Source organism: Pseudomonas aestuarii, from assembly GCF_027988105.1.
GTDB lineage: Bacteria > Pseudomonadota > Gammaproteobacteria > Pseudomonadales > Pseudomonadaceae > Aquipseudomonas > Aquipseudomonas aestuarii.
The window spans coordinates 14,502-40,665 of sequence record NZ_JAQJZJ010000006.1; the positions used below are offsets into that span (position 1 = coordinate 14,502).

Annotated in this window: 25 protein-coding genes and 1 tRNA gene; 22 read left to right on the forward strand and 4 right to left on the reverse strand. The window is 64.3% G+C overall.

Translation table 11 applies throughout. The annotated features are described in order from the left end of the window. Positions 1-27 precede the first annotated feature (27 nt). From PH586_RS13850 to PH586_RS13920, 15 genes are all read left to right on the forward strand, one after another. Positions 28-1,017: an aromatic/alkene monooxygenase hydroxylase subunit beta gene (locus PH586_RS13850; RefSeq protein ID WP_271348354.1), complete on the forward strand. Its 990-nt coding sequence runs from the start codon at positions 28-30 to the stop codon at positions 1,015-1,017. A gap of 11 nt (positions 1,018-1,028) precedes the next feature. Beyond that, positions 1,029-1,298 carry an MmoB/DmpM family protein gene (locus PH586_RS13855; RefSeq protein ID WP_238044628.1) on the forward strand — a complete coding sequence of 90 codons (270 nt, stop codon included), beginning with the start codon at positions 1,029-1,031 and terminating at the stop codon, positions 1,296-1,298. Between the two features lie 10 nt (positions 1,299-1,308). Beyond that, positions 1,309-2,847, forward strand: coding sequence for an aromatic/alkene/methane monooxygenase hydroxylase/oxygenase subunit alpha (locus PH586_RS13860; protein WP_271348355.1), 1,539 nt, complete (start codon positions 1,309-1,311; stop codon positions 2,845-2,847). 63 nt (positions 2,848-2,910) lie between these two features. Further along, positions 2,911-3,270 (forward strand): phenol hydroxylase subunit P4, encoded by a 360-nt coding sequence (locus tag PH586_RS13865; protein WP_271348356.1) that lies wholly within the window; start codon positions 2,911-2,913, stop codon positions 3,268-3,270. 10 nt (positions 3,271-3,280) lie between these two features. Then, positions 3,281-4,342, forward strand: coding sequence for an NADH:ubiquinone reductase (Na(+)-transporting) subunit F (locus PH586_RS13870; RefSeq protein ID WP_271348357.1), 1,062 nt, complete (start codon positions 3,281-3,283; stop codon positions 4,340-4,342). A gap of 11 nt (positions 4,343-4,353) precedes the next feature. Next, positions 4,354-4,692 (forward strand): 2Fe-2S iron-sulfur cluster binding domain-containing protein, encoded by a 339-nt coding sequence (locus PH586_RS13875; protein ID WP_271348358.1) that lies wholly within the window; start codon positions 4,354-4,356, stop codon positions 4,690-4,692. Further along, complete coding sequence (locus PH586_RS13880; protein ID WP_271348359.1) at positions 4,689-5,609, forward strand: catechol 2,3-dioxygenase; 921 nt, start codon at positions 4,689-4,691, stop codon at positions 5,607-5,609. The genes PH586_RS13875 and PH586_RS13880 overlap by 4 nt, the downstream gene beginning before the upstream one ends. A 54-nt stretch (positions 5,610-5,663) precedes the next feature. Beyond that, positions 5,664-7,124, forward strand: coding sequence for a 2-hydroxymuconic semialdehyde dehydrogenase (locus PH586_RS13885; protein ID WP_271348360.1), 1,461 nt, complete (start codon positions 5,664-5,666; stop codon positions 7,122-7,124). A 7-nt stretch (positions 7,125-7,131) separates the two neighbouring features. Continuing rightward, on the forward strand, positions 7,132-8,013 hold the full coding sequence (locus PH586_RS13890; RefSeq protein ID WP_271348361.1) for an alpha/beta fold hydrolase: 882 nt from the start codon (positions 7,132-7,134) through the stop codon (positions 8,011-8,013). 13 nt (positions 8,014-8,026) lie between these two features. Beyond that, positions 8,027-8,812 (forward strand): 2-oxopent-4-enoate hydratase, encoded by a 786-nt coding sequence (gene dmpE / locus PH586_RS13895; protein WP_271348362.1) that lies wholly within the window; start codon positions 8,027-8,029, stop codon positions 8,810-8,812. A 19-nt stretch (positions 8,813-8,831) separates the two neighbouring features. Next, positions 8,832-9,755, forward strand: coding sequence for an acetaldehyde dehydrogenase (acetylating) (locus tag PH586_RS13900; protein WP_271348363.1), 924 nt, complete (start codon positions 8,832-8,834; stop codon positions 9,753-9,755). Positions 9,756-9,766: 11 nt separating this feature from the next. After that, positions 9,767-10,807, forward strand: a complete 1,041-nt coding sequence (gene dmpG / locus PH586_RS13905) for a 4-hydroxy-2-oxovalerate aldolase (RefSeq protein ID WP_271348364.1) — start codon at positions 9,767-9,769, stop codon at positions 10,805-10,807. Beyond that, positions 10,804-11,598, forward strand: a complete 795-nt coding sequence (dmpH, locus tag PH586_RS13910; protein WP_271348365.1) for a 2-oxo-3-hexenedioate decarboxylase — start codon at positions 10,804-10,806, stop codon at positions 11,596-11,598. Before dmpG ends, dmpH begins: the two co-directional genes overlap by 4 nt. Positions 11,599-11,603: 5 nt before the next feature. Beyond that, positions 11,604-11,840, forward strand: coding sequence for a 2-hydroxymuconate tautomerase (locus PH586_RS13915; RefSeq protein ID WP_271348366.1), 237 nt, complete (start codon positions 11,604-11,606; stop codon positions 11,838-11,840). 595 nt (positions 11,841-12,435) lie between these two features. Continuing rightward, positions 12,436-14,418, forward strand: a complete 1,983-nt coding sequence (locus PH586_RS13920; protein WP_271348367.1) for a hypothetical protein — start codon at positions 12,436-12,438, stop codon at positions 14,416-14,418. 263 nt (positions 14,419-14,681) lie between these two features. Here PH586_RS13920 and PH586_RS13925 read toward each other — a convergent pair. Then, positions 14,682-14,758 (reverse strand) — tRNA-Arg (locus tag PH586_RS13925). 371 nt (positions 14,759-15,129) lie between these two features. Here PH586_RS13925 and gabD point away from each other — a divergent pair. Both gabD and gabT read left to right on the forward strand, forming a co-directional pair. Then, on the forward strand, positions 15,130-16,578 hold the full coding sequence (gabD, locus tag PH586_RS13930; RefSeq protein WP_271348368.1) for an NADP-dependent succinate-semialdehyde dehydrogenase: 1,449 nt from the start codon (positions 15,130-15,132) through the stop codon (positions 16,576-16,578). Between the two features lie 171 nt (positions 16,579-16,749). Further along, on the forward strand, positions 16,750-18,030 hold the full coding sequence (gabT, locus tag PH586_RS13935) for a 4-aminobutyrate--2-oxoglutarate transaminase (protein ID WP_271348369.1): 1,281 nt from the start codon (positions 16,750-16,752) through the stop codon (positions 18,028-18,030). Positions 18,031-18,342: 312 nt separating this feature from the next. Here the strand turns inward: gabT and PH586_RS13940 are convergent, their stop codons facing one another. Then, complete coding sequence (locus tag PH586_RS13940) at positions 18,343-18,777, reverse strand: BLUF domain-containing protein (protein WP_271348370.1); 435 nt, start codon at positions 18,775-18,777, stop codon at positions 18,343-18,345. Positions 18,778-18,999: 222 nt separating this feature from the next. Between PH586_RS13940 and arsS the strand changes: the two genes are divergently transcribed. The 5 genes from arsS to PH586_RS13965 all read left to right on the forward strand — a co-directional run bounded on the left by arsS (position 19,000) and on the right by PH586_RS13965 (position 25,261). Beyond that, positions 19,000-19,965 (forward strand): arsenosugar biosynthesis radical SAM (seleno)protein ArsS, encoded by a 966-nt coding sequence (arsS, locus tag PH586_RS13945; protein WP_271348595.1) that lies wholly within the window; start codon positions 19,000-19,002, stop codon positions 19,963-19,965. A gap of 20 nt (positions 19,966-19,985) precedes the next feature. Next, positions 19,986-21,365: an SLC5/6 family protein gene (locus tag PH586_RS13950; RefSeq protein WP_271348371.1), complete on the forward strand. Its 1,380-nt coding sequence runs from the start codon at positions 19,986-19,988 to the stop codon at positions 21,363-21,365. A gap of 82 nt (positions 21,366-21,447) precedes the next feature. Next, positions 21,448-22,413: a metallophosphoesterase family protein gene (locus PH586_RS13955; RefSeq protein WP_271348372.1), complete on the forward strand. Its 966-nt coding sequence runs from the start codon at positions 21,448-21,450 to the stop codon at positions 22,411-22,413. Continuing rightward, complete coding sequence (locus PH586_RS13960) at positions 22,410-24,551, forward strand: FAD-dependent oxidoreductase (RefSeq protein WP_271348373.1); 2,142 nt, start codon at positions 22,410-22,412, stop codon at positions 24,549-24,551. The genes PH586_RS13955 and PH586_RS13960 overlap by 4 nt, the downstream gene beginning before the upstream one ends. Continuing rightward, positions 24,551-25,261, forward strand: a complete 711-nt coding sequence (locus PH586_RS13965; protein ID WP_271348374.1) for a DUF3047 domain-containing protein — start codon at positions 24,551-24,553, stop codon at positions 25,259-25,261. The genes PH586_RS13960 and PH586_RS13965 overlap by 1 nt, the downstream gene beginning before the upstream one ends. Here PH586_RS13965 and PH586_RS13970 read toward each other — a convergent pair. Beyond that, the gene (locus PH586_RS13970; RefSeq protein ID WP_271348375.1) at positions 25,258-25,422 is read right to left on the reverse strand and encodes a rubredoxin; all 165 of its coding nucleotides are present in this window, start codon (positions 25,420-25,422) and stop codon (positions 25,258-25,260) included. The genes PH586_RS13965 and PH586_RS13970 overlap by 4 nt on opposite strands. Beyond that, entirely contained in the window at positions 25,419-26,138 is a 720-nt protein-coding gene (locus tag PH586_RS13975) for an NAD(P)H-dependent oxidoreductase (RefSeq protein WP_271348376.1), read from the reverse strand. The genes PH586_RS13970 and PH586_RS13975 overlap by 4 nt, the downstream gene beginning before the upstream one ends. Positions 26,139-26,164: the final 26 nt, after the last annotated feature.

A 26,164-nucleotide genomic window follows, 5' to 3' on the forward strand; every position in this document is an offset into this window, starting at 1 on the left:
CACACAACAACAACAGGTACGGTCGAGATGAGCATAGAAATCAAGACGAACACGGTGGCGCCGATCCGCCAGACCTTCAGCCATATCCGCAGACGTTTCGGCGACAAGCCGGCCAGCCGCTATCAGGAGGCCAGCTACGACGTCGCCGCCACGATCAACTTCCATTACCGCCCGCAGTGGCAGCCGGACAAGCTGCTCAACGATGTCACCCGTACCTGCCTGGTGATGCGCGACTGGTATGCGGTCAGCGATCCGCGCCAGTACTACTACGGCACCTATGTGCAGACCCGGGCACGCATGCAGGAAACCACCGAGCACGAGTACGCCTTCTGCGAGAAGCGCGATCTGCTGGGACGCCTGAGTGACGAGCAGCGGGCGCGCATCCTCCGTGCGCTGGTGCCGCTGCGTCACGCCGAGCTGGGTGCCAACACCAATAACAGCGGCATCGCCGCCGATGGCTGCGCCACCACCGTGGTGCAGATGCACATCTACACCGCCATGGATCGTTTGGGCATTGCCCAGTACCTGTCGCGCATCGGTCTGTTGCTCGACGGCGGCGGTACCGCGGCGCTCGAGCAGGGCAAGCGGCTGTGGCTGGACGACCCGGTCTGGCAGGGCCTGCGCCGTTACGTCGAGGACAGCTTCGTGGTCAAGGACTGGTTCGAGCTGACGCTGGCGCAGAACCTGGTCAGCGATGGCCTGCTGTTCCCGCTGATGTACCAGAAGTTCGACGAGACCCTGAGTGCCGAAGGCGCCGGCGACGTCGGCATGCTCACCGAGTTCATGCGCCAGTGGTACGCCGAGAGCAGCCGCTGGGTCGATGCCATGGTCAAGACCGTGGCCGCCGAGAGCGAGAGCAATCGCCTGCAGATCGAAGCCTGGGTCGAGTACTGGCTGGCCCGTGCCCTCGAAGCGCAGGCACCGCTGGCCGAAATCAGCGCTGGCGGTGCGGCATTCGCCAGCGTGCATCAGGACTTCCTCGCCCGGCTGAACAAGCTCGGCCTGAACATTCAATAAGGATTCAGACCATGTCGCTCGTTTACCTAGTCCTGCAGGACAACGACAACGCCCGCTACCTGGTGGATGGCATCACCCATGACAACCCCCATGCGGTGGTCCAGCACCAGCCCGCGATGATCCGTATCGAGGCCGAAGGCCGTCTGGAGATCCGTCGCGACACCATGGAAGAGCGGCTCGGCCGCGCCTGGGACGTGCAGGAAATGCTGCTGGACGTGATCACCATCGGCGGCAACGTCGACGAGGACGACGATGCCTTCGTTCTCGAGTGGAAAAATTAGGAGCCAAGCCATGACCGCCAACAAGAAAAAACTCGGCCTGAAAGACAAGTACCGCTACCTGACCCGCGACCTCGACTGGGAACCCAGCTACCAGGACAAGAAGGACATCTTCCCCCACGAAGATTTCGAAGGTATCAAGATCACCGACTGGGACAAGTGGGAAGACCCCTTCCGCCTGACCATGGATTCCTACTGGAAGTACCAGGCCGAGAAGGAGAAGAAGCTCTACGCGATTCTCGACGCCTTCGCCCAGAACAACGGCCAGCAGACCATCTCCGATGCGCGCTATGTCAATGCGCTGAAATTGTTCCTCGGCGGCATCAGCCCTTGCGAATACCAGGCGTTCCAGGGCTTCGCCCGGGTTGGCCGGCAGTTCAGCGGCGCCGGGGCGCGGGTCGCCTGCCAGATGCAGGCGATCGACGAGCTGCGCCACGTGCAGACCCAGGTTCACGCGATGAGCCACTACAACAAGCACTTCAACGGCCTGCATGACTTCGCTCACATGCACGACCGGGTGTGGTTCCTTTCGGTGCCCAAATCGTTCTTCGATGATGCGCGCACGGCCGGACCGTTCGAGTTCCTCACCGCCATCTCGTTTTCCTTCGAGTATGTGCTGACCAACCTGCTGTTCGTGCCCTTCATGTCCGGCGCGGCCTATAACGGCGACATGGCCACCGTCACCTTCGGCTTCTCGGCGCAGTCCGACGAGGCGCGGCACATGACCCTGGGCCTGGAAGTGATCAAGTTCATGCTCGAGCAGCACGAGGACAACGTGCCGATCATCCAGGGCTGGATCGACAAGTGGTTCTGGCGAGGCAACCGCCTGCTGTCGCTGGTCGGAATGATGATGGACTACATGCTGCCGAACAAAGTGATGTCCTGGGCCGAAGCCTGGGAGGTCTATTTCGAGGAGGCCGGCGGCGCGTTGTTCAAGGACCTGGAGCGCTACGGCATCCGCCCGCCGAAGTACGTAGAGCAGTGCCCGATAGCCAAGCAGCATGTCTCCCACCAGGCCTGGGCGACCTTCTATCAGTACAGCCAGGCCACCAACTTCCACACCTGGATGCCTAGCGACGAGGAGATGGACTGGCTGTCGGCCAAGTACCCGGAAACTTTCGACCAGTACTACCGCGAGCGCTTCACCTTCTGGCGCGAGCAGCAGGAAAAGGGCGAGCGCTTCTACAACAACACCCTGCCGCAGCTGTGCCAGGTGTGCCAGATCCCGACCATCTTCACTGAGCCGGACGACGCCACCCAGCTCAGCCATCGCAGCCATGTGCATGAGGGCGAGCGTTACCACTTCTGCTCGGATGGCTGCTGCGACATCTTCAAGAACCAGCCGGAAAAGTATGTCCAGGCCTGGCTGCCGGTGCACCAGATCTACCAGGGCAACTGCGGCGGTAGCGACGTCGAGTCGGTGGTGCGTGACTACTACAACATCAACATCGGCGAGGACAACTTCGAGTACCTCGGCTCGCCCGAGCACCAGCGCTGGCTGGAGTGGAAGGGCTTGAATCCGGCTGTCGCCCCGCTGCCCAAGGCGAGTTGAGCCGGGGCGGGACGGCAGCGCCGTCCCGATCCTTCCCATACCAAAAACAAGAGGAACCTCTTCATGACCGTCAATTCCATCGGGCCTTATGAATTCCCCCCGCTCGACCTCGAAGCGAACTTCCACGGCAATCGCCTGCTGTACGTGGGCTGGGATCGCCACCTGATGTTCTGCTCGCCGTTTGCCCTGGCGGTAAGCCCGGCCATGGGCTTCAGCGAGTTGTGCGAGCAGGTGCTGCGTGCGGCCATGGCCGCGCACCCGGACACCGCCAAGGTCGATTTCAGCGCCAGCGTCTGGCTGCTCAACGACGAGCCTTGGACTCCGGATTTCGCCGCCAGCCTGGACGCCAACGGCCTGCGCCATAAGGACATGCTGCGTCTGCAAACCCCCGGCCTGAACGGCTTGGGCAACTCCGCGAGCTGAGGTGAGCACCATGAGTTACAACGTCACCATCGAGCCGACCGGCGAAGTGATCGAAGTGGAGGAGGGCCAGACCATTCTCCAGGCCGCCCTGCGTCAGGGCGTATGGCTGCCTTTCGCCTGCGGCCATGGCACCTGTGCCACCTGCAAGGTGCAGGTGCTGGAAGGCGACGTCGAGGTTGGTGCGGCTTCGCCCTTTGCCCTGATGGACATCGAGCGCGAAGAGGGCAAGGTGCTGGCCTGTTGTGCCACTGTGCAGAGCGACGTGACCATCGAGGCTGACATCGACGTCGACCCCGATTTTCTTGGCCATCCGGTGGCGGACTTCCGCGCCACGGTCAGTGCCATCGTCGAATTGTCGCCGACCATCAAGGGCCTGCACCTGCGCCTGGATCGGCCGATGGCGTTCCAGTCCGGGCAATACGTCAACCTCGACCTTCCGGGCATCGAAGGCAGCCGGGCGTTCTCCCTGGCCAACCCCTCGGGCCAGGCCCGCGACGTGGAGTTGCATGTACGCCTGGTCGAGGGCGGCGCCGCCACCAGCTATATCCACCAGCAGCTCAAGGTCGGCGATCAGCTGCACTTGTCCGGCCCCTACGGGCAGTTCTTCGTGCGCGGCTCGCAGCCGGGCGACCTTATCTTCATGGCCGGTGGCTCGGGCTTGTCCAGCCCGCAGTCGATGATCCTCGACCTGCTGGAACAAGGCGACAGCCGCCAGATCACCCTGTTCCAGGGCGCGCGCAACGTCGCCGAACTGTACAACCGCGAACTGTTCGAGGGCCTGGCCCGCGAGCACCGCAACTTCACTTATGTGCCGGCGCTCAGCCAGGCCAGCGACGATCCGACCTGGCAGGGTTTCAAGGGCTTCGTGCATGACGCCGCCAAGGCCCACTTCGACGGCCGTTTCAGCGGCCACAAGGCCTACCTGTGCGGGCCGCCACCGATGATCGACGCGGCCATCAGCACCCTGATGCAGGGCCGCCTGTTCGAGCGCGACATCTTCATGGAGCGCTTCCTCACCGCAGCCGATGGCGCCGGCGATGGCCAGCGTTCCGCGCTGTTCAAGCGCATCTGAGGGCCGCCGTCATGGGCAGACAGTATCGAGTGACCGAGGTCAGCAGCGGCCAGCACTTCGGTTGCGACGAGGCGCTGCCGGTGCTGACCGCCATGGAACAGCACGGGCTGTTCTGCGTGCCGGTCGGTTGCCGCGGTGGCGGCTGCGGCCTGTGCAAGGTGCGGGTGCTGGCCGGTGACTACGAGTGCGGGCGCATGAGCTGCAAGCACGTCTCGGCAGAGGCGCGCGAACAGGGCTACGCCCTGGCCTGCCGCCTGTTTGCCCGCAGCGACCTGAGCATCGAGCGTTATTCAAAGCCGTGCAGTGAAAACACGGTCGACCCACAACAAAGACAAAAGGTGTCGTTATGAAAAAAGGTGTGATGCGTCCCGGCCACGTGCAACTGCGCGTGCTGGACATGGCCAAGGCCCTGGAACACTACGTCGAGCTGCTCGGTCTGATCGAGGTCGACCGCGACGAGCAAGGCCGGGTTTATCTCAAGGCCTGGACCGAGACCGACAAGTTCTCCGTGGTGCTGCGCGAGGCCGACGAGCCGGGCATGGACTTCATGGCCTTCAAGGTGATCGACGATGCCTGCCTGAGCCGCCTGGCCGGCGAACTGCAGGAGTTCGGTTGCCAGGTGGAAGAACTGCCAGCCGGCGAACTCAAGGACTGCGGGCGGCGGGTGCAGTTTACTTCGCCCTCTGGACACCGCTTCGAGCTGTTCGCGCAGAAGCAGGTCACCGGCAAGTGGGGCCTCGAGGAGGTCAACCCGGAGGCCTGGCCGCGCGGCCTCAAGGGCATGCGCGCGGTGCGTTTCGACCATTGCCTGCTGTACGGCGACGAGCTGGACGAGACCCTGCGCCTGTTCACCGAAGTACTCGGCTTCACCCTCGCCGAACAGGTACTCGATGGCGGCACGCGCATCGCCCAGTTCCTCAGCCTGTGCATGAAGGCGCACGACGTGGCCTTCATCCTCCACCCGGAGAAGGGCCGTTTCCACCACGCCTCGTTCTTCCTCGAGACCTGGGAGGACGTCCTGCGCGCCGCCGACCTGATCAGCATGACCGACACCTCGATCGACATCGGCCCGACCCGTCACGGCCTGACCCATGGCAAGACCATCTACTTCTTCGACCCGTCCGGAAACCGTAACGAGGTGTTCTGCGGCGGCGACTACCACTACCCCGATCACCCGGTGGTGACCTGGACCGCCGACCAACTGGGCAAGGCGATCTTCTACCACGACCGGGTGCTCAACGAACGTTTCCTCACCGTGCTGACCTGAGAGTTTTCCACAACCGCTGAAGGCCCAGTTCGACTTATTGCAGAGATTGCGCAAATGAAAGAGATCAAGCATTTCATTAACGGTGCTTTCGTCGGTTCGGCCAGCGGCCGCACCTTCGAGGACATCAACCCGGCCAACGGCCAGGTGATCGGCCAAGTCCATGAGGCCGGTCGTGTCGAGGTCGACACCGCGGTCAAGGCCGCGCGTGCCGCGCTCAAGGGCCCCTGGGGCAAGATGAGTGTGGCCGAGCGCGCGGAGATCCTGCATCGCGTGGCCGATGGCATCACTGCCCGCTTCGACGAGTTTCTCGAGGCCGAGTGCCTGGACACCGGCAAGCCGAAATCCCTGGCCAGCCACATCGACATTCCGCGTGGGGCGGCCAACTTCAAGGTGTTCGCCGACCTGCTGAAGAATGTCGCTAATGAAGCCTTCGAGATGGCCACCCCGGACGGTGCCGGTGCGCTCAACTACGGCGTGCGCCGGCCCAAGGGGGTGATCGGGGTGATCAGCCCGTGGAACCTGCCGCTGCTGCTGATGACCTGGAAAGTAGGCCCGGCCCTGGCCTGTGGCAACTGCGTGGTGGTCAAGCCATCCGAGGAAACCCCGCTGACCGCCACCCTGCTCGGTGAAGTGATGCAGGCCGCCGGCGTGCCGGCGGGCGTGTACAACGTGGTGCACGGTTTCGGCGGCGATTCGGCCGGCGCCTTCCTCACCGAGCACCCGGATGTCGACGCCTACACCTTCACCGGCGAGACCGGCACCGGCGAAACCATCATGCGCGCCGCGGCCAAGGGCGTGCGCCAGGTGTCGCTGGAACTGGGCGGCAAGAACGCCGGCATCGTCTTCGCCGACTGCGACATGGACAAGGCCATCGAGGGCACTCTGCGCTCGGCCTTTGCCAACTGCGGCCAGGTCTGCCTGGGCACCGAGCGGGTGTATGTCGAACGGCCGATCTTCGATGAGTTCGTCGCCCGCCTGAAGGCCGGTGCCGAGGCGCTGGTGATCGGGCCGCCGGACGATGCGAGCAGCAACTTCGGCCCGCTGGTCAGCCTCAAGCACCGTGAAAAAGTCCTCAGCTACTACCAGCAGGCGCTCGACGACGGCGCCACTGTGGTCACCGGCGGCAGCGTGCCGGACATGCCGGCGCACCTGGCCGGCGGCGCCTGGGTGCAGCCGACCATCTGGACCGGGCTGACCGACGATTCGGCGGTGGTCACCGAGGAAATCTTCGGGCCCTGCTGCCATATCCGTCCGTTCGACACGGAAGAAGAAGCCATCGAACTGGCCAACAGCCTGCCCTACGGCCTGGCGTCGGCGATCTGGACCGAGAACAGCTCGCGCGCCCACCGCGTCGCCGGGCAGATCGAGGCCGGCATCGTCTGGGTCAACAGCTGGTTCCTGCGCGACCTGCGCACCGCCTTCGGCGGCAGCAAGCAATCCGGGATTGGCAGGGAAGGGGGTGTGCACTCGCTGGAGTTCTACACCGAGCTGAAAAACATCTGCGTGAAACTCTGAGGTGCTCATGACTGCATCCCTGAAGGCACCCCCGCAGGCAGCGGAGCAGGCTCCGGAACCTAGCCCCGAGCTGGGTCGCGAGATCCTCGCGGCCGGCTGGCGCACCAACCTGCTGGAGCAGGGCAGCGGCTTTCCGCTGCTGCTGATCCACGGCTCCGGCCCCGGTGTCACCGCCTGGGCCAACTGGCGCCTGGTCATGCCGCAGCTGGCGCAGAACCGCCGGGTGCTCGCCCCGGACATGCTCGGCTTCGGTTACAGCGAGCGCCCGGCGGATGCGCACTACAACCTCGACACCTGGGTGCTGCATGCCCTCGGCGTGCTGGATGCTTTGGGCATCGCCCAGGCCGACCTGGTCGGCAACTCCTTCGGCGGCGCCATCGCCCTGGCCCTGGCCGTGCGCCATCCCGAACGGGTGCGCCGGTTGGTGCTGATGGGCAGCGTCGGCGTGCCCTTCGAACTGACCGCGGGCCTGGATGCGGCCTGGGGCTACACGCCATCGCTGGCCAACATGCGTGCGCTGCTCGACTTCTTCGCCTTCGACCGCGGCCTGGTCAGCGACGAGCTGGCCGAGCTGCGTTACCAGGCCAGCATCCGTCCGGGTTTCCAGGAGTCCTTCGCCGCCATGTTCCCCGCCCCGCGCCAGCGCTGGGTCGAGGCGCTGTGCAGCGACGAGCGGGCGATCCGCGCGTTGCCCCATCAGACCCTGGTGGTACATGGCCGTGAAGACCAGATCATCCCGCTGGAGACCTCGCTGACCCTGTCCCACTGGATTCCCAACGCCCAGCTGCACGTGTATGGCCACTGCGGCCACTGGACCCAGATCGAACACGCCGGCCGTTTCGCCCGCCTGGTCGAGGATTTCCTCGCCGAGGCCGCCCCCCTTTCCTGAGAGAGAGACAAGCATGGACCAGATATTAATCAACGAGCTCGGCGACGAGCTGTACCAGGCGATGGTCAACCGCGAGGCGATCGCGCCGCTGACCGAACGCGGTTTTGCCATCAGCATCGACGACGCCTACCACATCTCCCTGCGCATGCTCGAACGCCGGCTGGCCGCCGGCGAGAGGATCATCGGCAAGAAGATCGGCGTCACCAGCAAGGCCGTGCAGAACATGCTCAACGTGCACCAGCCGGACTTCGGGTACCTGACCGACGCCATGGTGTTCAACAGCGGCGAAGCCATGCCGATCAGCCAGCGGCTGATGCAGCCCAAGGCCGAGGGCGAAATCGCCTTCATCCTCAAGAAGGACCTGATCGGTCCCGGCGTGACCAACGCCGACGTGCTGGCCGCCACCGAGTGCGTGATGCCCTGCTTCGAGATCGTCGATTCGCGCATTCGCGACTGGAAAATCAAGATCGAGGACACCGTGGCGGACAACGCCTCCTGCGGCCTGTTCGTGCTCGGCGACACGGCGGTGTCGCCACGCCAGGTCGACCTGGTCACCTGCGGCATGCTGGTGGAGAAGAACGGCCAGCTGCTCAGCACCGGCGCCGGCGCCGCCGCGTTGGGTTCGCCGGTCAACTGCGTGGCCTGGCTGGCCAACACCCTGGGCCGTTTCGGCATACCGCTGAAGGCGGGCGAAGTGATTCTCTCCGGTTCGCTGGTGCCCCTGGAACCGGTCAAGGCCGGCGACTTCATGCGCGTCGAGATCGGCGGCATCGGTAGCGCCTCCGTGCGCTTCACCTGATCGAACAGAGGACTATCTGATGAGCAAGAAACTCAAGGCGGCCATTATCGGCCCCGGCAATATCGGTACCGATCTGGTGATGAAGATGCTCCGTTCCGAGTGGATCGAGCCGGTGTGGATGGTCGGCATCGACCCCAACTCAGACGGCCTCAAGCGCGCTCACGAATTTGGCATGAAGACCACCGCCGAAGGGGTCGACGGCCTGCTGCCGCACGTGCTGGACGACGACATCCGTATCGCCTTCGACGCCACCTCGGCCTATGTGCATGCCGAGAACAGCCGCAAGCTCAATGCGCTGGGCGTGCTGATGGTCGACCTGACCCCGGCGGCCATCGGCCCCTACTGCGTGCCGCCGGTCAACCTCAAGCAGCACGTCGGCCGGCTGGAGATGAACGTCAACATGGTCACCTGCGGCGGCCAGGCGACCATTCCCATGGTCGCCGCGGTATCCCGCGTGCAATCGGTGGCCTACGCCGAGATCGTCGCCACCGTCTCCTCGCGCTCGGTCGGCCCGGGCACGCGCAAGAACATCGACGAATTCACCCGCACCACCGCCGGCGCCATCGAGCAGGTCGGTGGGGCCCGGGAAGGCAAGGCGATTATCGTCATCAACCCGGCCGAGCCACCGCTGATGATGCGCGACACCATCCACTGCCTGACCGAGGGCGAGCCGGATCAGGACGCAATCACCGCGTCGGTCCACGCGATGATCGCCGAGGTGCAGAAATACGTGCCCGGCTACCGCCTGAAAAACGGCCCGGTATTCGACGGCAACCGCGTGTCGATCTTCATGGAGGTTGAAGGCCTGGGCGACTACCTGCCCAAGTACGCCGGCAACCTCGACATCATGACCGCAGCCGCGCTGCGCACCGGCGAGATGTTCGCCGAGGAAATCGCCGCGGGCACCATTCAACTGCCGCGTCGCGACATTGCGCTGGCCTGAGGAGTAGCACCATGAATCTGCAAGGCAAGAGCGTCATCCTGCACGACATGAGCCTGCGCGACGGCATGCACGCCAAGCGCCACCAGATCAGCCTGGAACAGATGGTCGCGGTCGCCACCGGCCTCGATCAAGCCGGCATGCCGATGATCGAGATCACCCACGGCGACGGCCTCGGCGGTCGTTCGATCAACTACGGCTTCCCGGCGCACAGCGACGAGGAGTACCTGCGCGCGGTGATCCCGCAGCTCAAGCAGGCCAAGGTTTCCGCCCTGCTGCTGCCCGGCATTGGCACCGTCGACCACCTGAAGATGGCGCTGGACTGCGGTGTTTCGACCATCCGCGTGGCCACCCACTGCACCGAGGCGGATGTCTCCGAGCAGCACATCGGCATGGCGCGCAAGCTGGGCGTCGACACCGTCGGCTTCCTGATGATGGCGCACATGATCAGTGCCGAGAAAGTCCTGGAGCAGGCCAAGCTGATGGAGAGCTACGGCGCCAACTGCATCTACTGCACCGACTCGGCCGGCTACATGCTGCCCGATGAAGTCAGCGAGAAGATCGGCCTGCTGCGCGCCGAGCTTAATCCGGCCACCGAGGTCGGCTTCCACGGCCACCACAACATGGGCATGGCCATCGCCAACTCGCTGGCCGCGATCGAGGCCGGTGCCGTGCGCATCGACGGTTCGGTCGCCGGTCTCGGCGCCGGTGCCGGCAACACCCCGCTGGAGGTGTTCGTCGCGGTGTGCAAGCGCATGGGCGTGGAAACCGGCATCGACCTGTACAAGATCATGGACGTCGCCGAGGACCTGGTGGTGCCGATGATGGATCAGCCGATCCGCGTCGACCGCGACGCCCTGACCCTGGGCTATGCCGGGGTGTACAGCTCGTTCCTGCTGTTCGCCCAGCGCGCCGAGAAGAAATACGGCGTGTCGGCCCGCGACATCCTGGTCGAGCTGGGCCGGCGCGGCACCGTCGGCGGCCAGGAAGACATGATCGAAGACTTGGCCCTGGATATGGCCAGAGCCCGGCAGAACCAGAAGGTGAGCGCATGAACCGTACCCTGACCCGCGAACACGTGCTGGCCCTGGCCGAGCACATCGAAAACGCCGAGCTGAATGTCCACGACATCGGCAAGGTAACCAACGACTTCCCCGAAATGACCTTTGCCGACGCCTACGACGTGCAGTGGGAAATTCGCCGGCGCAAGGAGGCCCGCGGCAACAAGATCGTCGGCCTGAAGATGGGCCTGACCTCCTGGGCGAAGATGGCGCAGATGGGCGTGGAAACGCCGATCTACGGCTTTTTGGCCGACTATTTCAGCGTGCCGGACGGCGGCGTGGTGGACTGCGCCAAGCTGATCCACCCGAAGGTCGAGGCGGAAATCTCGGTGGTGACCAAGGCGCCGCTGCGCGGCCCGGGCTGTCATCTTGGCGACGTGATCGCGGCGATCGACTATGTGATCCCCACGGTCGAGGTGATCGACTCGCGCTACGAGAACTTCAAGTTCGACCTGATCAGCGTGGTCGCCGACAACGCCTCCTCGACCCGCTTCATCAGCGGTGGGCGCATGGCCAGCCTGGAGGAGGTCGACCTGCGCACCCTTGGCGTGGTCATGGAGAAGAACGGCGAAGTGGTGGAACTCGGCGCCGGCGCCGCGGTGCTCGGCCACCCGCTGTCCAGCGTGGCGATGCTGGCCAACCTGCTGGCCGAGCGCGGCGAGCACATCCCGGCCGGCACCTTCATCATGACCGGCGGCATCACCGCCGCCGTGCCGGTGGCGCCGGGCGACAACATCTGCGTGCGCTACCAGGGCCTCGGCTCGGTGACCGCGCGTTTCGTTTAAACCGTGTGCGGTCGGCCTGCGAGCCGGCCGCTTTTTGCAGGAGCAGAAGCATGCCCATCGCCCAGCTGTACATCCTCGAAGGTCGCAGTAACGAGCAGAAGGAAACCCTGATCCGCGAAGTCAGCGAGGCCATGTCGCGCTCGCTGGACGCGCCGATCGAACGGGTACGGGTCATCATCACCGAGATGCCGAGCAACCACTTCGGCATCGGCGGCGAACCGGCGAGCAAGGTCAGGCGATGAACGTGGCCCTGCCTGCAGTACAAGGTTGCCGCGCGGGTAGGGCACGTATGCCAGCCATCGCTCGCGGCGGTTTGTCGGTAAACGCACCATAAACCCCACCTCCCGCTGGTGGGGTTTATGGTGCGTTTACATTGAATGGGCACAATCCAGACACAGGAAAAACCAAAGGCCCCAGGTTTTCACCTGGGGCCTTTTCGTTTATATGGTGCCCAGGCGGGCCTCTAACCTATTTCGTATCCATATGTTTTTAAAGGATTTTCTGAGATTGTGATTTTGGTGGCATACAGGGCGGCATACACGGTGCCGGCTGCTGGGCCTGATTTGATCGATTTACTGACCTGGCCATTAAGTGTTCATGGCCTCCGTGAAAGCGCCAGCTCTGAATCGGGCTGCGACGATAGTTGAGTACCGGTAAGCCGTTTTATTTACCCCGGCTTGCTGGTCTCATTCGATGGCCACGCAATAACCCCCTTGCAACCGCGTAGGCGGCGACGCGATCAACTTGAGTGCTAGCCCCAAACGCTTTAGGGTTTCGCTAGCGAAATGAGCCCATGTCGGCATGCGGCTCGCGGGACAATTACAGGGCCGCCTCTGCATGACTGCCAGCACCACTCCCCACCCAGATGTACCACAGCAAGCCGTTTCATCCTCGCTTCAAGCTGTCGAGGATGGGCGTACTGAACGTGTGATCGCATCCACGCAACTGCCCGTGATTGGCCAGTGGTTTTGGGTGCATGAACAATGGTTTGGCTGCGTGATCGGCGTCGGCAGCAATTTTGTCGAATTGAGCGGGCCTGCGGGAGGCAAGTCCAGCCACAACGCGCGCATTCATTTCGCCGACATTAGCCACGCGCTCAGGCACGAGCCGGATCACCAGCGCGTCCTTGCCAACAAAGTCGAGCAAAGCAAGGCTGCCATCGCCAGCCTGATGCAAGAGGTTCAGACACTGACCACGAGCCTTGGCGTCGCGCCTCGGCAGCAGTTGGAGCACAGTACGCCGTCAAGTGCCTCAGGCCTGGCGACACTGGCGGCGCAAGGAGATATCGAGGCATACAAGAAAGCCCTGATAACGGCCCAAAAGGAAGCCTTGCCCAAGCTGCGCGACCAATTACGCAGCGCCAACGAAACATTGATGAGCTGGATCTCGGCAGAAATGCTGCCTTTGGAGGCCCTCGCCGCGCAAAGTACCGATGTTGTCGATGACATTCAGGATCGCGTGTTCAACATTGAGTTGTATGCCGGGTTGGCGGAGAGCGTCGTGCAATTCTGCGAAGGCCAAGCTGCCGAGGCGAGCGAAAAGCTTCGGGTGTTCCAGCGGATGCTGTTCTGCGATGAGGAGGCACTACTTGCCTACGATTGTGGCGGGCTGGAAATCAGCGATCTGCCCTCCTTTCAGGACTGGCTGAGCCAGCCGCAGAACAGGGATCGACTACTGCCTTATCCTCGCTGCCTGGTCGCGATGCGCGTGCGGCGAACCGGCAAGGATCGAGATGCTGACGGATCCCTGCTGTCGCTGATGCACAATCTCGCCTTGGCGGAAGCCGACCACAGCACGTTCCTGTTTATCCGCAATGGCGAGCAGCTTTACCGGATCAGCACCGCGATCGAGTTCGATGAACTGATATTTCCCGACAAGGCGGTATTCGATCCTTGTGAGCCGATGATGGTCAAGATGTGGGGCTCCCGCGTCGAGCAGAAAATCACCCGGCGTGAGTTCGAATCGAGGCTCGCCAGCCATGACGCCTGGCAGGCCAGAGTCGAAGCCTGGGAAGAGCAACATCCATGCAGTGAATGGGAAGCGCGCAACCCCGGTAAAAATTACTACCAGGCCAACCCTCACCGGCTCAGAAACGATGGCGATAATGGCTTCAACCCCGCCAACTGGAAGCCCTTCGATCACAGCAACGTCTACTACGACGAAGCCCTCAAGGAAATCGCTGACGATGTCCGCAAATACAATCGGGTCGCAGTAATCGTTCAGGGTCTGTTCGACCGCTCCAAGTGCCTTGCACCTCATCCGCCGATCCGCAGCTGGACGGCCGAAGGCTTCCGCAGCGCCATCGAGCTGATCTACGACGCTGCGGGCCTCTCCCACGGTGAGCCGCCATGCTTCGAAACCTATCGTGCGCGCTGCAATGCGCTGATCGGCGAGTCATCGATTCTGTTCGGCCAACAACTGGCCTGGCTGAAGCGAGAGGCGCAGCGCGAATGCCGGCGGATCGACAAAGACCCACGAAGCAACAACGGCACACCACGGCCCAAGTTGTTCGAGCCACAGGGCGATCCTGGCCCCGGCTATCTGGCCCGGCCCAGCATGGTGCAAGTAAAAGCACGCAAGGCGGTGTTCGCCTGGCTGCGAGAAAGTCGCTCGCAGAGGGCAGCTTCGAGCAGCCCCATCCGTGTAACCCTGAGCGTGCCTTTTGACGAGATGTTCAACGTCAGCGCCTACCAGCCAGGCGACTATCGGATGTTTTTCCAGGACCACCGCACGCGTAAGCAGTACCTAAAATGGGCACCTTTGCTCATGGCGGCAGAGGATTATCACCAGGGTCGGCTCAAGGCCAACGAGCCTGCATAGTGAACTCCTGCTTTGCCATACGAGTGGAGCCGCCTGCCCGGAAACGAAAGGCCGGATTGCATCTGAATGCCTTCACGTCCAGCCAGGCGCTCGCATCCGGATGCGCTTCAAGCTTGTACACCGAGGGGCTACTTTCCGTCAGGGGGCACGCTGATATACACGACGTTTAAGTGGGGAGAGACAACCAGAAACAACAAAGCCCGCACGGGGCGGGCTTCTTGGGGTGTTTCGTAGACTGCCAGAGACAGGTTGAAACAGGTATTTGGTGCACCAGGCGGGATTCGAACCCACGACCACTGCCTTCGGAGGGCAGTACTCTATCCAGCTGAGCTACTGGTGCAACGCGGCGCAATCATACGCATCTCGCGCGCGGGCGTCCATGCTGGCGGTTGTGCGTGTTTGCGCGCCAATACACTGGGTTTGGCGTGAGTGATCGCCAGATCAACCGATGCCTGGGCGGAGCGTTAATTTTTTCGAACAGACTATTGCCCTTTACCCCTCATGTCCCTAGGATTCGTTTGAGATTTCAAACGATCTTGCTGAAACCGTTCGGAACTCTGTGCAGTCCGGATCAATCCTATCAAGACCTATTGTCTAAAATTGATTAAGCGGGGCATCGGGCCTGGCAAAACATCTTTATAGGGTCCGCCTGCCCGTCGTACCAACAACAACCGTCCGACGCCTGGGTGTCGCGATGAGAAGGAGAAAGTCATGCAATTGAAAGACACCCAGCTGTTCCGCCAACAGGCTTATATCGACGGAACCTGGCTGGACGCCGACAGCGGCCAGACCATCAAGGTCACCAATCCGGCCACCAACGAAGTCATCGGTAGCGTGCCGAAGATGGGCGCCGCGGAAACCCGCCGTGCCATCGAGGCCGCCAACCGTGCCCTGCCGGCCTGGAGCGCGCTGACCGCCAAGGAGCGGTCGAACAAGCTGCGCCGCTGGTTCGAGCTGCTGATCGAAAACCAGGACGACCTCGGTCGCCTGATGACCCTGGAGCAGGGCAAGCCGCTGGCCGAAGCCAAGGGCGAAATCGTCTACGCCGCCTCCTTTATCGAGTGGTTCGCCGAAGAAGCCAAGCGCATCTACGGCGATGTGATTCCCGGTCACCAGCCGGACAAGCGCCTGATCGTGCTCAAGCAGCCGATCGGCGTGACCGCGGCCATCACCCCGTGGAATTTCCCGGCGGCAATGATCACCCGTAAAGCCGGCCCGGCCCTGGCCGCCGGTTGCACCATGGTGATCAAGCCGGCTTCGCAGACGCCGTTCTCTGCCCTGGCCCTGGTGGCTCTGGCCGAGCGCGCCGGTATTCCGAAAGGCGTCTTGAGTGTGGTCACCGGCAGTGCCGGCGATATCGGTGGCGAGCTGACCAGCAATCCGATCGTGCGCAAGCTGAGCTTCACCGGCTCGACCGAGATCGGTCGCCAGCTGATGGCCGAGTGCGCCAAGGACATCAAGAAGGTGTCGCTGGAGCTGGGCGGCAATGCGCCCTTTATCGTGTTCGACGATGCCGACCTGGACAAGGCGGTCGAAGGCGCGCTGATCTCCAAGTACCGCAACAATGGCCAGACCTGCGTGTGCGCCAACCGTCTGTATATCCAGGACGGCGTGTACGACGCCTTCGCCGAGAAGCTGAAAGTCGCGGTGGCCAAGTTGCAGATCGGTAACGGTCTGGACGAAGGCACCACCACCGGCCCGCTGATCGACGACAAGGCCGTGGCCAAGGTCCAGGAACACATCGCCGACGCCCTGAGCAAGGGGGCCAAGCTGCTCACCGGGGGCAAGCCGCACGCCCTGGGTGGCAGTTTCTTCGAGCCGACCATCCTCACTGACGTGCCGAGCAACGCCGCAGTGGCCAGGGAAGAGACCTTCGGCCCGCTGGCGCCGTTGTTCCGCTTCAAGGACGAGGCCGACGTGATCGCCATGTCCAACGACACCGAATTCGGCCTGGCCTCCTACTTCTACGCCCGCGACATGGGTCGGGTGTTCCGTGTGGCCGAAGCCCTGGAATACGGCATGGTCGGCGTCAATACCGGGTTGATCTCCAATGAAGTGGCGCCTTTCGGTGGCATCAAGGCCTCTGGCCTGGGCCGGGAAGGTTCCAAGTACGGCATCGAGGATTACCTGGAAATCAAATACCTCTGCCTGGGTATCTAACCCGGCGATGTAATCCCGCAGGGGCGCACGAGAGCGTTGCGCCTTCTGCTTTTTATATGGACATACCTGTGCTCCGGGTGCGCTGCGGCAGTCGATCATCGAATACTGTCAGGCCGTCATCGGTGACACATCCTTGGACCACGCCGTATCTAGCCGGCGAATGAGGACATCATGAGCAAGACCAACGAATCCCTGATGCAACGCCGCACCGCCGCCGTCCCGCGTGGCGTCGGCCAGATCCACCCGATCTTCGCCGATCGCGCCGAAAACGCCACGGTCATCGACGTCGAAGGCCGCGAGTTCATCGACTTCGCCGGCGGCATCGCGGTGCTCAACACCGGCCACCTGCACCCGAAAGTCATCGCCGCGGTGCAGCAGCAGCTGAGCAAGCTGACCCACACCTGCTTCCAGGTGCTGGCCTACGAGCCCTATGTCGAGCTGTGCGAGAAGATCAACGCCAAGGTGCCGGGCGACTTCGCCAAGAAGACCCTGCTGGTCACCACCGGCTCCGAGGCGGTGGAAAACGCGGTGAAGATCGCCCGCGCCGCCACCGGCCGCGCCGGAGTGATCGCCTTCACCGGCGCTTACCACGGCCGCACCATGATGACCCTGTCGCTGACCGGCAAGGTCAATCCCTATGCGGCCGGCATGGGCCTGATGCCCGGCGGCGTGTTCCGCGCCCAGTACCCGTGCGCGCTGCACGGGGTCAGCACGGACGACGCCATCGCCAGCATCGAGCGGATCTTCAAGAACGATGCCGAGCCGCGCGACATCGCCGCGATCATCATCGAGCCGGTGCAGGGCGAGGGCGGCTTCTATATTGCGCCGCAAGAATTCATGCAGCGCCTGCGCGCCCTCTGCGACCAGCACGGCATCCTGCTGATCGCCGACGAAGTGCAGACCGGCGCCGGGCGTACCGGCACCTTCTTCGCCATGGAGCAGATGGGCGTGGCCGCCGACCTGACCACCTTCGCCAAATCCATCGCCGGCGGTTTCCCGGTGGCCGGCGTGTGCGGCAAGGCCGAGTACATGGACGCGATCGCCCCGGGTGGCCTGGGCGGCACCTACGCCGGTAGCCCGATCGCCTGCGCCGCGGCGCTGGCGGTGATGCAGGTGTTCGAGGAAGAGCAGCTGCTGGAGCGCTGCAAGGCGGTCGGCGAGCGCCTGGTCACTGGCCTGAAAGCCATCCAGACCAAGCACAAGAGCATCGGCGAGGTGCGCGCCCTCGGCGCGATGATCGCCATGGAGCTGTGCGAAGACGGCGATCTGCACAAGCCGAACGCCGCGCTGACCGGGCAGATCGTCGCCAAGGCGCGCGACAAGGGCTTGATCCTGCTGTCCTGCGGCACCTACGGCAACGTGCTGCGGGTGCTGGTGCCGCTGACTGCTGCAGACGAGCTGCTCGACAGGGGCCTGGCGATCATCGCCGAGTGCTTCGCCGAACTGGCGTAAACCAGGCTGGAAAAAAGACCCGCTTCGGCGGGTCTTTTTTTTGCGGATTTTTCCGGCGGGTAAGCAGGCAGAACAGCACCGCTTACGATTCACGCAAGAGGCTGAATTTGCCCAGGAAGAACAGCATCAGGCTGGACTGCGCACCGGCAGCAAGGCGCTGCACATCCAGTGCTCGCCGGCCTCCAAGGCTCCAGCCCCCGCCAGTGCCATGCTGACCGCCTAGCCGTCCTGCACCCGCAGCCACTGGGGCTGTGCGCCAAGGCTCAGGGTCAACACCGCCCGCCTGCTCGGGCGAGTGGACGCTCAAGCGTTCTAGCTCAGAACGGGCGACTTGATTGCGCTTATGCTCTCACTCATTTCCAGTAGCAAGCCGGTAATTTGCTCGGCGCTCATGTCGAACGGGTCGAAGTGATCGCGGGCCGAATATTTCAGGAACAGCTCACGATTGACTCGCTTGGCCCCGGCCCAGCCCATGCTCCAGTTGCAGTAACGACGCAGGCTGATTTCGGCGTAGTCGAGAATGGTCAGATCCTTGTGCCGGCTGTCATCGGCCAGGCGGTTGTACAAGGCGTTCACCTCGCTGCGCGGACCTTCCAGCGCCTGCAGGAAGATATTGGCGTTGCAGCAGAGTATCCCGGTCAGGCCCCTGCCGGGGTTGTTGCGCTGCGAGCTGTCGAGAATCTCGCGGATCAGCTCGGCAGAAACGCCCTGGCTGGCACGGCTGGCATAGGTAAGACGCACGAGCATGATCAGATCCTCGAAACACTTGTGCAGGTAGGTGAGGTTAAAGTTAGTTAATTCTGCATTACTTGTATAAGCTTTGTATAACTAATTTAATGCCGCTCTTCTGTCCCCGCGCGTAACAAAATACCCTGGCCACTCTCTATAGTGGCTACAAACAGCTGGTGGCTTCGCGCCTCAGACACCCCGAGGGGGGGCGCCAGCGATAAGGAGTTAACCGTGCATGCCATGCTGCCTTTGCTCAACCAACTGGCCTTTCCGGCAATCCGCCGGGGCCAGCTGGAAGCGCTGCAGATCAACCTGACCTATCGCTGCAACCAGCGTTGCCTGCATTGCCACGTCAACGCCGGGCCGACCCGCAGCGAGGCGATGACCGACGAAAGCCTGGCGCTGCTGCACCAGGTGATCGATGCCCATCCGGTGCGCACCCTGGATCTGACCGGCGGCGCACCGGAGATGCATCCGCGCTTTCGCGAGATCGTCCAGCATGCGCGCCGCGAGGGGCTGCGGGTGATCGACCGCTGCAACCTGACCATTCTCAGCGAGCCGGGCTATGAAGACCTGGCCGTGTTCCTCGCCGAACAGGGCGTCGAGGTCAGCGCCTCCTTGCCCTGCTACTCGCGCGATAACGTCGACAAGCAGCGCGGCGATGGCGTGTTCGATGCCAGCATCAAGGGCCTGCAACAGCTCAATGCCCTGGGCTATGGCCAGCCCGACAGCGGCTTGCTGCTCAATCTGGTGTACAACCCGCAAGGCCCGAGCCTGCCGCCGCCGCAAGCCGCGCTGGAGGCCGACTACAAGCGCCACCTGGCCGAAGATTTCGGCATTCAGTTCAACCACCTGCTGTGCATCACCAACCAGCCGATTGCGCGTTTCGGCAGCACCCTGGTCAGCAAGGGCCAGTTCAACGCCTACATGCAGTTGCTGCGCGACAGCTACCGCCCGGAAAATGTCGAACCACTGATGTGCCGCAGCCTGGTCAGCGTCGACTGGCAGGGTTACCTGTACGACTGCGACTTCAACCAGATGCTCGACTTGCCACTCGAACTGCAGGGCCGCGTGATCGGCCGTCAACGGCCCCACCTGCGCGACCTGCTGGGCGCCAAGCTGGATGGCAACCCCATCGTCACCCGCGATCACTGTTTCGCCTGCACCGCCGGACAGGGGTCCAGCTGTGGCGGTAGCCTGAGCTAACTTCAACCAAGGAATGTTCCATGCAAGCCACCAGCATCACCGGGCTGTTTTTCTGGGGTTTTCTGCTGGTCTACGGCGTCTTGATGCTGGCGCTGGCGCCGCGTGCCGTGACCCTCGGCGGCTTCTTCAATGGCGAGGACAACCAGGGCCGTAGCGCCGCGCCCTGGCTGCTCACCTCGAGCATCTTCATCAGCTGGATCTTCGCCAAGTCGGTGACCAACGCCGCCAACCTGGGCGCCAGTTACGGCCTGGTCGGTGGTCTGGCCTACGCCATGTACTGGCTGTCGATCCCGCTCACCGGCTTCGTCATCTACCGCCTGCGTCGGCGTTATGCGGCCACCGGGCTGGTGAGTTTTCTCAGCAGCCATTACGGGCGTGGCGCGGCCCTGGCGTTTTCCGCGGCCATCCTGATCCGCCTGTTCAACGAGGTGTGGAGCAACACCGCGGTGGTCGGCGGTTATTACGGTGACTCCGGCAGCCTTGAATTCATCGGCGCCGCGCTGCTGTTTACCGCCGTGACCCTGGCCTACAGCCTGCGCGGCGGTCTGCGCAGCTCGATCCTCACCGATGCGGCGCAGGCGGCGATCTTTATCGTCGCGCTGATCTGGGTGCTCGGCCTGGTGCTGCCGCAGCATTCGCCGGCCGAACTGGCCAGCACCAGCCACTGGGCGCTGAATGGCGGCGTCGATCTGCTCCTGGTCGCCGGCCTGCAAGCCTTCAGCTACGGCTTCCACGATCCGGTGCTGACCGACCGCGGCTTTATCAGCGAAGAGAAGACCATGCGTCGCTCCTTCGTCATCGCCGGGGTGCTGGGTTTTATCGCCATCCTCGCCTTCAGCCTGATCGGCGTGCATGCGCAACTAACCGGCCTGGCCGCCTCGGACAATGTGCCGGCGGCCCTGGCCAAGAGCCTGGGCATCGGGGCACTGCTGGTGATGACGCTGGTGATGGTCTCGGCCGCCGGCTCGACCCTGGACTCGACCTTCTCCAGCCTGGCCAAGCTGGCCGGCCGTGAATTGCCCAAGCTGGCCGGTCGCGACCTGGGGCAGAAGGCCATCGGCGTGGGCATGGCGGTGATGGTGCTGTTCGCCCTGTTTGGCAACCTGCCGATGATCGCCGGCACCGACATCCTCAAGGCCACCACCATCAGCGGCACCATGGTCATCGGCCTGGCCCCGGTGTTTATCCTGCACGGCCTGACCACGCCGACCCGCCTGGGTTTTCACCTGAGCTTCTGGACCGGCCTGGGTCTGGGCGTGGCCCTGACCCTCGGCTGGATTCCGCAGAGCTGGGCCATCGGCGACGGCAAATACGCCCTGCTGCTCGGCACCAACCTTTATGGTCTGGGCCTGTGTGTATTGGGTTATCTGGTACCCGGCTGGTTACGGAGGTCAGCATGATGCTCGGCAGCCGTAAGCACTTCGGCCTGGGCCTGTGCGTGCCTGGCTACCTGATCTCCGGCTGGTTGCGGGGTCGCGCCTGATGCGCGCCGGTCGCGATTGCCCGTTGGATTACCGCTTGCCTGGCGATGCCTTCGCCGGCGAGCCGCTGTTCGACTGCCAGAGCCTGTATGTGGTCGGCGGTCTCTACGGCAATCGCCAGGCCCTGGCGGCGCTGGAACAACGCCTGGGCGCAGAGCCGCAGGCGCGTGTGGTGTTCAATGGCGATGCCCACTGGTTCGACCGCGAACCGGATATTTTCCAGGCCATCGAGCAGGGCTTGAGCGGGCACCTGGCCTTGCGCGGCAATGTCGAAACCGAACTCGGGCGGGCCCATGCCAGCGGCGCCGGTTGCGGCTGCGCCTACCCGGGGTCGGTGGATGAGGCGCTGGTGCAGCGTTCCAATGCCATCCAGGCCGAGCTGAACAGGACCGTACAGCGCTTGCCGGGCGTGGCCGCGCGACTGGCGGCGCGCCCGGCCACGGCGCTGGTCAGCGTCGGCGGCCAACGGGTGGCGATCAGCCACGGCGACGAGCACTCCCTGGCCGGCTGGAATTGCGCCCGCGAAGCACTGGCCGAGCCTGCGCGTCAGCAGCAACTGGAGCAGTGGCTGGCGAGCAACCGGCTGCGGGTGCTGGCCACCAGTCACACCTGCACGGCCGTGGCGTTGAACTTACCCCACGCTGCGTTGATCAATAACGGCGCGGCCGGCTTGCCCAACTTTGCTGGCGGCCGTTATGGGCTGGTCAGTCGTATCGCCACCGCGCCACACCCGGCGGCGCTGTATCGCTGCCAGCGCGAAGGTCTGTTTATCGAGGCATTGCCGTTGAACTACGCTCACGATGCGTTTCTTGCCGACTTCGACCGCCAGTGGCCAACCGACAGCCCGGCGGCGCAGTCTTATCGCTCACGAATTCTCGGGGCCTGTGCGGAGCAACCGCAGCAGGCCCTGCTGGCTGGCTTCAGTCTGTGCCAAAGCCTCTGCGCACTGGAGGCGCTGGATCTATGAATAGTCGCAAACTGGTCCTGCTCGGCCTGATCCTGGCCTTGCTCGGCAGCTTCTTTGTCTTCGACCTCGGCCAGTACCTCAACCTGGACACGCTCAAGGCCCAGCAGGCGGTGCTGAACGCCCAGGTCGCGAGCAATCCCTGGCAGGCGGCCGGGTTGTTCTCCCTCGCCTATGTCGCCGTCACGGCCCTGTCGCTGCCCGGTGCGGCGCTGATGACCCTGCTGGCCGGGGCGCTGTTCGGCTTGCTCGAAGGCCTGGTGCTGGTGTCCTTCGCCTCGACTATGGGCGCGACCCTGGCCATGCTCAGCAGCCGCTTTCTGCTGCGCGACTGGGTGCGTGGACGCTTCGGTCAGCGCCTGGCCGGGATCGATGCCGGGATCGAGCGCGAAGGGGCGTACTACCTGTTCGCCCTGCGCCTGGTACCGGCGTTCCCGTTCTTTCTGATCAACCTGGCCATGGGCCTGACCCGCTTGCCCGTGCGCACCTATTGGTGGGTCAGCCAGCTGGGCATGCTGCCCGGCACCCTGGTCTACGTGAACGCCGGCCGCGAGCTGGGCCAGCTGGAGTCGCTGGGCGGGATTCTCTCGCCGGGACTGCTCGGCGCCTTCATCCTGCTCGGCCTGTTCCCCCTGCTGGCGCGCAAGCTGCTCGGCCTGGTGCAGGCCCGGCGGGTGTATGCCGGCTGGCTCAAGCCCGATGCCTTCGACCGCAATCTGCTGGTGATCGGCGCCGGCGCCGGTGGCCTGGTCAGTGCCTACATCGCCGCGGCGGTGAAGGCCAAGGTCAGCCTGATCGAAAAGCACCAGATGGGCGGCGACTGCCTGAACACCGGCTGCGTGCCGTCCAAGGCGCTGCTGCGCTCGGCCAGGCTGGCCCATGAGCTGCGCCAGGGCGAGGCGCTGGGCTTCAGCGGCGTGCGCGCCGTCGTGGATTTTCCCGCGGTGATGCAGCGTATTCAGCGGGTGATTGCCGACATCGCCCCGCACGATTCGGTCGAGCGCTACAGCGGTTTGGGCGTCGAGGTGATCCAGGGCGAAGCCAAGCTGACCTCGCCCTGGACCGTCGAGGTGAACGGCCAGACCCTGAGTAGCCGCAGCATCATCATTGCCGCCGGCGCGCGCCCGCTGGTGCCGAAGATCCCCGGTGTCGAGCTGGTGCAGGGCTACACCTCGGACACCATCTGGAACCTGCGCGAGCAGCCGCGCTGGCTATTGGTGCTGGGCGGCGGGCCGATCGGCTGCGAGCTGGCCCAGGCCTTTCAGCGCCTCGGCAGCCAGGTGATCCAGGTCGAATTGGCCGAGCGCCTGCTGCCGCGCGAGGATGCCGATGCCAGCGAACTGGTCCTCGCCAGCCTGCAGGCCGACGGCGTCGATGTGCGCCTGCAGCACCGCGCCGAGCGCTTCGAGCTGGTCGATGGCGAGCAGCGCATGATTGCCCGCCGCCTCGACACCGGCGAAGAGGTGACCATCGCCTTTGACTGCCTACTGCTGGCCCTCGGCCGGGTGGCCAATGTCAGCGGCTACGGGGTCGAGGAACTGGGCCTGGTGGTGCGCCCCAACGGGACCCTGGAAACCGACGAGTACCTGGCCACGCGCCTGCCCAACATCTATGCGGTGGGCGATGTCACCGGGCCCTACCAGTTCACCCATGTCGCCGCGCACCAGGCCTGGTATGCCGCGGTCAACGCCTTGTTCGCCGGTTTCAGACGCTTCAAGGCCGACTACCGGGTGATTCCCTACTGCACCTTCACCGACCCGGAAGTGGCCCGGGTCGGCCTCTCCGAAGGCGAAGCCAGGGCGCAGAACATTGCCTATGAAGTGACCCGCTACGGCATCGACGACCTCGACCGGGCGATTGCCGACGAGGCCGCCCGTGGCTACGTCAAGGTGCTCACCGAACCGGGCAAGGACAGGATTCTCGGTGTCTGCATCGCCGGCGAGCATGCCGGCGAGCTGCTCGCCGAATACGTGCTGGCGATGAAGCACAACCTCGGCCTGAACAAGATTCTCGGCACCATCCACAGTTACCCGACCATGGCCGAGGCCAACAAGTACGCGGCCGGCGAATGGAAGCGCGCGCATGCGCCGCAGGGGCTGCTGCGCTGGGTCGAGCGTTTCCACGCCTGGCGCCGGAGCTGATGCGCGCGCTCATGCTCGGCCTGGCGCTGCTGGCGCCCCTGGCCCAGGCACAGAGCGCGCTGGCGCCCTGGACCGCCGGACCGCCGCAGGGCGAGTGGTCGGCGCCCTGGCGCCTGGCGGATATCCCCAAGCTCACGCCTTCGGCACGCAGCCTGGTCGAGCAGGACGGTCGACTGGTGCTGCGCATCCAGGCCGATGCCGCCGCCGGTGGCTTGCTGCATCCGCTCGACCTGCCCGGCGATCGGCCCTGGCAGCTGAGCTGGCAATGGCGCACCGAGCAGAAACTGGACAAGGCGCGCTTCGCCACCCGCGCGGGCGATGACTATGCCGCGCGGGTCTATGTGCTGCTGGATTACCCGCTGGACGAACTGCCCTTCCTCACCCGACAGAAGCTGCGCCTGGCGCGCGCCTTCTTCGACCCCGACCTGCCGGCGGCGACCCTGAGCTACGTCTGGGACAACCGCGCCGCACCCGGCAGCCATGCCCGCAGCGCCTACAGCGAGACGGTGGAGATGCGGGTGCTGCGTGGCCCGCAAGCGCCACTGGGGCAGTGGCTGGAGGAGCACCGCGATCTGCGCGCCGACGCCATCGCCGCCTTCGGCAGCGCGCCGCGGCGCATCCTCGGCGTGGTGTTCGCCGCCGACAGCGACAACACCGGCGAATCGGTCACCAGCTATTTCGCCGACCCGCAGCTGGTCGAGACGCGTTAGAGCTCGCGCATCTCGAAGTCGGCCTTGCTCACCCCGCAATCCGGACACAGCCAGTCGTCCGGCACCTCGGCCCAGGGCGTGCCGGCGGCGATGCCCTCGTCCGGCCAGCCGGCGCTTTCGTCATAGATCAGGCCGCAGACGATGCAGATCCAGGTCTTCATGCCGGTACCTCGCTGTTCAGGGGCTGCAGGTTGCGGTCGAAGTCGGCCAGCGCCGGCATCTCCAGCAGCGCCAGGTGGTCCAGGTTCAGCAGATGGTCACGGTAGTCGTCGAGTAGCTGCTGGCGCGCCGCCGCGACTATATAGGGCACGTGGTAAGCGGCGAATGGCGGCAGCACGCCCAGGCCGATATAGGCCAGGGTGCCGCGCAGTAGCGGACGCAGCATCAGTTCCAGTTCGCCGTGAATGGCCTGCTCGCCAGCGAACATATGTGCCTGGCCGCCGAGGGTGAAACTCAGCAGCGCGCGCTTGCCGGCCAGGCCGCCACGCTCGTAGAAACGCCGGCCGCCGTAACAGGCGCCGGAGACCAGTACCCGGTCGATCCAGCCCTTGAGCATGGCCGGCAGCGAGCACCAGTACAGCGGAAAGTTGAGGATCAGCAGGTCGGCCCAGAGCAGCTTGTCCAGCTCGCCGGCGATGTCCGCGGCCAGCGCCTGGTGCTGGTAAGCGTGGCGCTGCTCCAGGGCATACACCAGGTAGTCGGGGTCGCTGCGCGCGGCGAAGTCGGCGGCCGTGGCCACGGGGTTCCAGTGCATGGCATGCAGATCGGAGCACTGCACGGCATGCCCGGCGGCGCCGAGGGTGGCGATGGCCAGGTCTTTCATCGCGCTGCAGAACGACTGCGCTTCGGGGTGGGCGTGAACGATCAGGACATTCATGGGCGCTATCGTGTGAGGTGCGGGGA